This is a genomic window from Sphingomonas bacterium, from assembly GCF_903643065.1.
Taxonomy (GTDB): Bacteria; Pseudomonadota; Alphaproteobacteria; order Sphingomonadales; family Sphingomonadaceae; genus Sphingomonas.
Genome location: NZ_CAHJWX010000056.1, coordinates 1 through 8213 on the forward strand (window position 1 = coordinate 1; position 8213 = coordinate 8213).

Below are 8213 nucleotides of genomic sequence, written 5' to 3' on the forward strand. Positions count from 1 at the left end.
CAGCCTGCATCTTGAATCAGACTTCTCGCCGCTTGCGAAGCCCTGTCAGATTCAGCGTCACGTCATCCCGCTCTAGCTCGCTAAATGTCGATCCGGCCTAGAAGGTCGGCTAGGTCGACGGGAAGGCGACGCGGTGACGTTGCTCGTGCCCGTCGCCCAGCGGTCGCCGCCAACGCCGCGCCGACAAGGTGTCCGGATCAGACGCTGATCAACCCCGTTGATCAAGCACTTCATCACGCGGTCCCACACCGGCGACAGTCGGCATCGTCAAGGAACTGCAGAGCTCCCGCGCGGTGTTGGCGATTGAACCTACTGAGTACGTCGTCTTCAGCAATTCGCCAGTTCTCGCTTCCTGCGGCGGCGTAGCGTGCCACCAACCGTGCCGAAGCCGAGGATCATGGTCATCCAAGTCGCCGGTTCCGGAACCGCGCCGGTCAGCGAAAGGAACAAGCCGTTCGCGCGGTAGTCGAGCGAGGCGGTCTCGCCGCCGGCAAGATTGCTGTAGGCGACGGTCGAGAACTGACCGGTGTGGCTGCCATAGCCGAGAAGTTGATAGACCCCGTTCGTGCCGCCGAACGTCGTCAGGTCCAGTCCCAGCTGCCCGTCGAGCGTCGCGGCGCCCAGGATATTGAAGATGTTCGCCTGCCCGAGTTCGCTCAGCATGAGGATGCCCGTCGACGTCTGCGTGTAAGCGCCGCCTGCCGTCAGCGCGTTCGCGATCTTGAGCGTGCCGCCGGCGACCGTCACGTCGCCGATGCCGAGCGCCGTCTGGGATCCCGCGATCACGGTGCCGCCGGCGACCGTCGTGCCGCCGCTGTAGCTGTTGGCGCCGGTAAGCGTCAGCGCGCCGGTGCCGGTATGGGTGAAGCCGCCATCGCCGGCGATGTCATTGCTGAACGTATCCGCCGCAGCGAATCCGCCTTGGCTGGCATCCTGATTAATCGTGGTCTGACCGGTGAAGCTGCGATAGCCGCTGCCCGCCGTGTAGAGGTCGAGCCGCGCCCAGCCGCTGCCATCGTCCAGCGCCGCGCCGGAGGCCAGTTCCGTCGAGGCGAGCACGTCGCGGCGCTGCTGCGCATTCAGATAGGTAAAGCGCGTCGATAGCAGCACCTCGGCGCCGGTGGGGACCACGGGAGCGAGGTTCGTCGGCCCCGTCGCGCTGACGCCATAGGTCGCGCGGAAGTTCGCGTCCGATGTGACCTGCGCGGCGTTGGCGGCTGAATATTGGCCGGTGTCCTGTCGCGCGGCGGTGGCGACATCCGTTCCGCCAGCATATTTGGAGAGGACCGTGCGCAGGTTGGTCGTGAGCTGGTTCAGGGTCGCGACGTAGTTCCCCCCATTGGTATAGTCCGGGTTACCGTTCAGGAGATTGGCGACGGCGTGCAGCGCCTCGATCCGGCCTGCGATGACGTCGAAGGAATAATGCGCGCCCAGGACGACACGGCTGTAGCCATAGTCCAGCCCCCGCGCGATTTCCGTGGTGAAGCGTTCGGGCACCGCGAGCGCTTCGAGCAGCGCGATGGTCGTGCCGAACGTGGTGTGCCCGCTCGGGAAGGCCGGATTGTTGATCAGACCGGCGTTGATGGACGCGCTCACGACCTGAATCTGATTGGAGACCTGGAACGGGCGCGAGTCACCGTAGATGTCCTGGCCCACACCCGTCGTCGTGACGCCATAGGCCCTGTCGTAGACGTTGAACTGGCCGCCGGTGGGCAGCGCGGGTCCGCTCGCCCTGGTGACGCCGTTGGTGGTGCCGTTGGCGAAATAATATTTGCCGAACGACGTGTCGCTGCCCGAGACGCTCGTGAACTGCGTGATCTCGGAAGTGATCGCCGCGATCAGCGGGTCGTTCGCCCTGACGGCGTTCTGGTAGGACGCGTCGAGCGTCGTTCCGAGTCCGTTGGTGAATTGCGAGCCATTGGAGAACTGGCTGTTGTCGCTGATCGCTAGCTGCCGGCGGGCGGCGCTGGCGTTGTTGTTGACCGTGATTGTCGAGCTCAGATTGTCGGCCAGCGCCTGCCGGCCCGCGGCGGTCTGCTCCAGCGTCGTGAGCGGCAGCAACAGTTGCGCGCCCGATATGTTAGCGGCGCTCTGCGCATCGGCTTGGCCAGCCACGTACATTGTGGCGGCCGCCGCGAGTAGCGTGTTCCGAATGCGCATGATGTCTCCCCGTCGCCTTCGCACCCGCGTGCGATCCGATTTCGACGCGTTAACCTTCTCATGTGACGGAACGGAGACGGATTGTCGTGAAATCATGCATGACGTAGCGTAATAAAATAGTCACAATCGCGCACCGTTATACTTGTGAATATTCCAATCGAAGTACCCTTTACTGATTTCGTTATACGATCGATCGCAATCGAGGGCGTAAGGCAGAGGAGTTCTATCAATCAACCTCGAAGTTGCTGAGCCAAGCCGCTTGACCGATCCTTGATGGCGGGCAATGGGTGCTAACCGCCCGGCAGTTTAGCGGGCCAGGAAAAATCTCGTGAAGCGCAGCCCGGCTCGGGAAACGTACCGTATCTGATATGTTGACCGCCGGGGCGGCTTCAGGTCGACAGGACGAACTCGCCTTGCGCGATAGCCGAACCGACCTGGCAACTTGAGGTAATCGCCACGGGATCGGCTCTTGCAACTCGGACCCCGCCGCCCGCAAGGCAGCGCCATCGTGCTGCGACACGACGGATAATGCCTCGCTGCGGCACGACGGCCGCCGGATCGACGCATGCTTCGACCTACCGCGAGAAATGGCGTCGGGCCGCGCAGACAAACCGAGGACGGGAATAGCATGATGAAGGTCAATCGTCGGGCAAAGCTGCTGTTGAGCGCAACGGCTTCGATGGTGTTGCCGGCCGCGGCTTGGGCACAAGCCGCGGCTCCCACGCCACCGGCCGCTCGCGCGGCACCAGTCGACGCGACGCAACCACAGGACGCCGCCACGACACCCACCGCCGCGGATACGGCCGGCACGGACGTGGTCGTCACCGGCAGCCGCATCGCACGTCCGAACAACGAGGCACCCAATCCGATCACCACGCTGGACGCCGCCGACATTCAGCAATCGGGCAATACCAACATCACCGATTTCCTGCTGCGCGTCCCTGCGCTGACGGCATCGACCGACAGCACCAAGACGTCGGGCGGCAACGGCTCGTACGGGTCCTTCGGCCAGACCGGTCTCAACGAGCTGAACCTGCGCAACCTGGGCAACCAGCGCACGCTGGTGCTGGTCGACGGCCGCCGCCACGTCTCCAGCGAGTATCAGACCGCCGCCGTCGACATCAGCACCATCCCGACCGACCTGATCCAGTCCGTCGACGTGCTGACCGGAGCGGTGGGCGCGGTGTACGGCGCGGACGGCGTGACGGGCGTGGTCAATTTTCGGCTGAAGCGCGACCTGGAGGGAGTGTCGGTACGCAGCCAGTTCGGCATTTCGGATCAAGGCGATGCCGCCAGCCGCTTCGTGTCGGTGGCCGCGGGGCACAATTTCGGCGGCGGCCGCGGTAACGTGACCCTGTCCTACGAATTCAGCGGCAGCGACGCCGTCGCGAACAATGACCGCTCCTTCCTGCGGCAGGACCAGCGCAAGTACATCATCCCCAACGACGCTGCCGCGACGAACACCAGCCTGCCCGCCAACATCCTGGCCGGTGACCTTCATTACAACACGGTCTCGCCCGTCAGCGCGGTCAACATCGGCGGCGATGCCTACCCGAGCTACGATGGCCTCGGGCAACCGTACAACAACGGGACCATCGCGTCCTATTATGCCGTCGGCGGCGAAGGCACGGGCGTCGCCGGCTTCTACCAGGGCGACATCCTGCCGCGCATCCGGCGCAACGATGTCAACCTCCTGACACACTACGACTTCTCGGACGCGTTCAAGCTGTCGCTGGAGGGCAAGTTCGCCCAGACGAACGCCTCCACCTTTGGCCAATATACCGAAACCTATTATTACACGCCGTCCTTCGGCAACCCGTTCATCCCCGCCTCCATTCGGACCGCGGCGCTCGCCGCCGGCACGACGGCGAACGGCGTGACCACGCCGGCGACGATCTACGTCAGCCGCGACAATATCGACTTCGGGCGGCAGGGAGAGGGCGATCGCCGGCGCACCTATCGCGGCGTGGCGGACGCGTCGGGCCGCATCTCCGACCACGCGACGTACGACGCCTATTACGAGTATGGCCGAACCGACGTCCGGATCACCAAGCTCAACGACCGGCTGAACAAACAATATAACGACGCGCTGGACGCGGTGACCAACGCGGCAGGGCAGATCGTCTGCAATCCCGCCAACAACCCGATCGCGGGCTGCGTCCCGCTCAACATCTTCGGTCCCGGGCCCGCGACGGCGCAGCAACTCGCCTATTTCCTCGTGAGCGATACCAGCAGCGTCCGCATCACTCAGCAGGTCGCGAACGCGAGCGTCAGCGGCGACTTCGGCCAGTTCTTCGCGTTGCCCGGCGGCCCCGTCCGGTTTGCGTTCGGCGGCGAGTACCGACGCGAGACGAGCCGTTTCGACCCCGATCCCCGCCTGCTCCAGGGGCTGTTCTACGGCGGCGACGAGCCGTCGCCGATCAACGGCACCGTCGGCAGCTTCGACGTCAAGGAAGCGTTCGGCGAGCTGGAAGCGCCGCTGCTCAAGGACCGGCGCTTCGCCCAGCTGCTGACGGTCGGCGCGGCCGGACGGTATTCGAGCTATTCCACGGTCGGCGGCACCAGCACGTGGGAGTTCACGGGCTCCTACGCGCCGATCCGGGCGATCACGTTTCGAGGCAGCTACGGCAAGTCGGTGCGTGCGCCCAACATCGGCGAGCTGTTCCAGCCGACGCTCGGCACCTCGGCTTTCGTCGGCGAGCCGTGCACACCGGCCAACATCAACAACGGCACGCAATATCGCAAGCAGAACTGCACCACCACGCTGGCCGCGGTCGGCGCGGCACCGAACGCGAACCTTCAGAGCGCCAATTTCATTCCGGGCTCTTCGAGCGGCAACCCCAATCTGCAGCCCGAACGCGCGACGACCTGGACGGCGGGCGTGCTGCTGCGCCCCGCCTTTCTGCGCGGCTTCACCGCGTCGTTCGACTGGTACGACATCACGCTGAATGGCGCGATCAACACGGTGGACGCGGGCACCCTCGCCGGATTGTGCGTCGACCAGCCGACCGTGCCCAACCAGTTCTGCAACCAGTTCACCCGCCAACAGGGGACCGGCGCGATCGTGCGCTTCACCGTCAGCCCGCTGAACGTCGCGCAGGTGCGCACGTCGGGCGCCGATCTCAACCTCAACTGGCGGCTGGAGACCGCGGGCGCCGGCATCTTCAACATCCAGCTGATCGGCGGCTATCTGAACCGCCTCGACCGGATCGGCATTCCGAGCGCACCGGTGGCAAACGATGTCGACCAGGCCTTTTCCCCGCGCTGGACGGCCAATCTATCGCCGACCTGGACGATCGGCCTGCTGACGGTGAACTACAACCTGCGCTGGAACGACGCGGTGCTCGCGTTCAGCCGCAACGCGCTCGCCAACACCCCGAATATCGCGGCTGGGCGCTACCTGCGGTCCGACGCGCTGTGGCAGCACGACCTTCAGGCTCAGGTCGCGCTGCCGAGCGGCTTCGCCTTCTACGCAGGCGTCAACAACCTGACCGACCAGCGGCCCGACCCGTCATCCTACGCCACCAATGTGCCGATCTCGCCGCTCGGGCGGTTCTTCTACACGGGCGTGAAGCTCGGTTTCGGGCGCGGAGCTCGTCGGTGACGTTATGGGCGCGGGGAGGTCTGGCGGGGATGCTGGCGCTCCTGCCTGGCGCGGCTATCGGGAGCCGCGTGTGGCGTCGCTGCCGGTTCGCGAGAACAGCAAGGCCGAGATCACGAGCGTCGCGACGCTGACGAGGAAGCCGATCTGTCCAGCCGCATCGGCCAAGCTGAAGCCGGCGACCACGACGAGGAAGAGGAGGCCGAGCAGCGGCGGCAGCGGGAAGGCCGGCATCCGCCAGGGCGCGCCCTCGGTCGATCCGGATCGCCGACCCCACAGCGCCGCGATGCACAGACCGGCATAGGTGATGACGTTGCTGTTGCCCAGGATCAGCAGCAGGATGCGCTCGGGAAGCAGCGTGCCGGCGAGCCCGAACCCGCCCATCACCAGCGTCGCCGCACCAGGAGAGCCCCAGTTTCTGTGCGTGGCCGCGAGCACGCGGCTGATCGGCACCGGCCACAGCCGGTCACGCCCCGTCGCGTAGAGCTGGCGCCCGGCCATCAAGGCGATGGCGACCGCGGTGTTGAACAGCGCCAGCGCGACGCCCACGCTCATCACCCGCGCCACCGTCTCGCCGCCGAGCCGGCGCACCACCGCCATCACCGTCGCCGGCGCTCGGAATGCGAGGTGAAGATCGGGTGCGCCCAGCACCGTCGCCGCGATGGGCGGCATCACGATCACGACGCCGGCGACCAGCGCGGCGAGGATCACCGGCGCCGTATGGCGGGCCGGGTCCTTCATGTCCTCGCCGAAGAAGATCGCGGCACCGTAACCGTTGAACGCGTAGATGCTCGACGCCGCCGCCGCGCCGAGCGCGGCGTAGCCGGGCGCGGCAAGCCCGTCGCCCCTGCCCGCGAGCAGCTCGAACAGCGCCGACGCGGGCCGCGCGGCGTGGCCGAAACCGAGCAGGCATACGACCACGAGCGCCACGAGCTCGGTCATCAGGAAAGTGCCGGTGACCCAGGCACCGACCTCGACGTTCAGGACGGCGACGCCGGTCACCACGGCCACCGTCGCCGCCGCACACGCCTGCGGCGGCGTTCCCGGCCACAAGGCGGTGAGATAGGTGGCGACGCCGTGTCCCGACAGTGCAAGCGAGATGCTGAACCCGATCAGGTTCAGCCCGACGATGCCGTGTCCCGCCAGTCGGCCGAACACGCGTGCAAAGATCGTGTATTCACCGCCCGCGCCCGGGAACGCCGATCCGAGCTCGCCATAGACGCAGGCCATGATCAACCCGAGCAACGCCGCCGCGACGAAGCAGGGGAACACCGCCGTACCCACCTGCCCCATCACGTCGGAGCCGACGATGAAGACCGCGATGCTCGGCGAGAGACACGAGACGGTCAGAAAGAAAGCGCCGGTTGGTCCGATGGAACGGCGCAGCCCGCCATCCACGGACTGATCTGAATGCCCCTGCCTCAGCTCACATCTCCCCGCGGCACGCAGCCATGAGGGAGTGATGACGGGATCAAGTCAAGACGCGCAAGGAGCCTGCTGTCGCTCGACCTTCGGAGAAGGTGCAATCGAGGCATCAAGACGCAAAGGATAACTCGACTCGCCAACGTTGCGCACCGTCAGCCTACACCCATACTCGGCCATTCACGGCCGTTTCCGCTCCCTTGAAATGAACCTTCATCCATCGTCGCGTTCGGCCAAGGACGGTGCCGCACGGTATCGCGACATCGTACAAACCCTCTTCCAATGTTGGAGCACATGAAGAACATGGTCGGCTCTGGAAGGGGTCGCCCCATGATCCTGCTTTCCGAATCCGCACTGCTCGGTATCGCTGCCGTCGCGACCAGTCTGTCGGCACTTATCTGGTCGATCCGCCGCAAGGCGTGAGGCTAGCGCGGCCGCTATGCTACGTCGGCGATCGTCGAACCTGCTCTGCGTGCGTTGAACCCCCGCGATCCAATCAAAGGATATGCCATGACCGAAGCCCGTCAGATCCTTCCCGGCAGCGAGCATGCTGCGCCACGCGGCGTGCAGGCCAGCGGCCGGGTCGTCGGTAGCGACCTGATCACCGTCAGCGTCTACCTTCGTCCGGAACAAAGCGAACCCGTAGCAGCCGATGCGGCACCGGTCGTCCACTCGCGTGCTACGTTGCGCCACGTCCGTGACGACGCTCAGGCGGCGAACATCGCCGCGGTGACCGCCTTTGCCGCCGAGGCCGGACTGAACGTGATCGAGGCCGATGCCGCCCGGCGTCGCGTTCAGTTGCGCGGAACGGCGTCGGCGCTGGAGGCGGCGTTCGGGACGGAGCTGCATCGGTACGAGCGCGACGGGGCGACCTATCGCGGTCGCCTGGGCACGCTCAGCGTGCCTGCGGACGTCGCCGACAGCATCCTCGCCGTCCTCGGCCTAGACACCAGCCCGGTGGCCACGCCCAAGTTCGTGCCGCATCGCGGGTCGACACCGCCGCGCGGGTTCCTGCCGACCGAGGTGGCGG

At 66.0% G+C, this 8213-nt stretch carries 4 protein-coding genes; 2 read left to right on the forward strand and 2 right to left on the reverse strand.

From position 1 onward, the window contains the following. Positions 1-327: 327 nt before the first annotated feature. Entirely contained in the window at positions 328-2160 is a 1833-nt protein-coding gene (locus tag HUU95_RS03485; RefSeq protein ID WP_174278830.1) for a PEPxxWA-CTERM sorting domain-containing protein, read from the reverse strand. A gap of 814 nt (positions 2161-2974) precedes the next feature. Between HUU95_RS03485 and HUU95_RS03490 the strand changes: the two genes are divergently transcribed. Further along, on the forward strand, positions 2975-5764 hold the full coding sequence (locus HUU95_RS03490; protein WP_254602597.1) for a TonB-dependent receptor plug domain-containing protein: 2790 nt from the start codon (positions 2975-2977) through the stop codon (positions 5762-5764). A gap of 54 nt (positions 5765-5818) precedes the next feature. On the opposite strand, the gene HUU95_RS03495 is transcribed toward HUU95_RS03490, so the two are convergent. Then, on the reverse strand, positions 5819-7159 hold the full coding sequence (locus tag HUU95_RS03495; protein ID WP_174278831.1) for an APC family permease: 1341 nt from the start codon (positions 7157-7159) through the stop codon (positions 5819-5821). 534 nt (positions 7160-7693) lie between these two features. Between HUU95_RS03495 and HUU95_RS03500 the strand changes: the two genes are divergently transcribed. Next, the coding region (locus tag HUU95_RS03500) for a protease pro-enzyme activation domain-containing protein (protein WP_217429757.1) at positions 7694-8213 on the forward strand (520 nt) is incomplete at its 3' end.